The sequence below is a fragment of the Comamonas faecalis genome, assembly GCF_039538025.1.
Lineage (GTDB): Bacteria > Pseudomonadota > Gammaproteobacteria > Burkholderiales > Burkholderiaceae_C > Comamonas_C > Comamonas_C faecalis.
In genome coordinates this window covers 1-739 of record NZ_BAABBP010000068.1, presented here as the reverse complement: position 1 = coordinate 739, position 739 = coordinate 1, and the positions used below count along the sequence as shown (strand labels likewise).

Genomic DNA, 739 nt, shown 5'->3' with positions numbered 1-739 from the left:
GGGCGTGTCCGAATTTTTGTGTAAACGGGTCGGACTTCAATTGACGGAGATGCGGTCTCCGAACTGAATGGTAAAGCGGGTCAGCGCGGCCTTCCAATCCCGGATGGGCATGGTCCACTTCTGGCTGATGTTGCGCAGCGCCAGGTAGAACAGCTTGGTCAGCGCCTCGTCGCTGGGGAACGAGCCCCGGTTCTTGGTCAGCTTCCTCAGGCTCATGTTGACCGACTCGATGGCGTTGGTGGTGTAGATGACCTTGCGGATTTCCGGCGGGTAGTCAAAGAACGGGGTCAAGCGACTCCAGTTCCTGCGCCAGGACTGGCCGATGGGCAGGTACTCGGCATCCCATCGGGCCTCGAACTCTCCGAGCATCAGTTCGGCCTCCTCGGCGGTGGCGGCCGTGTAGATGCGGCGCAGGTCGGCCGCCACCTCTTTGCGGCGCTTCCATGAGACGTAGTTCAGGCTGTGGCGCACCATGTGAACGATGCACAGTTGCACAACCGCCTGGGGGAAGACGGCCTCGATGGCGTCAGGGAAGCCCTTGAGCCCATCGACACAGGCAATGAAGATGTCCTGCACGCCCCGGTTGCGCAGTTCGGTCACAACCTGCAGCCAGAACTTGGCACCCTCGGTCTGCGCCAGCCACAGACCCAGCACCTCCTTCTCGCCCGTCATGGTGATGCCGATGGCCAGGTACACCGCCTTGACCCGCACCGCGCCCTCGCGCACCTTCACGTGGATG

1 protein-coding gene is annotated in these 739 nt (G+C 62.4%); it reads right to left on the bottom strand.

Features of this window, described 5'->3' with window-relative positions:
* Nucleotides 1-36 precede the first annotated feature (36 nt).
* A partial coding sequence (locus ABD767_RS17240) for an IS256 family transposase (RefSeq protein ID WP_344870014.1) occupies nt 37-739 on the bottom strand: 703 nt, incomplete at its 5' end.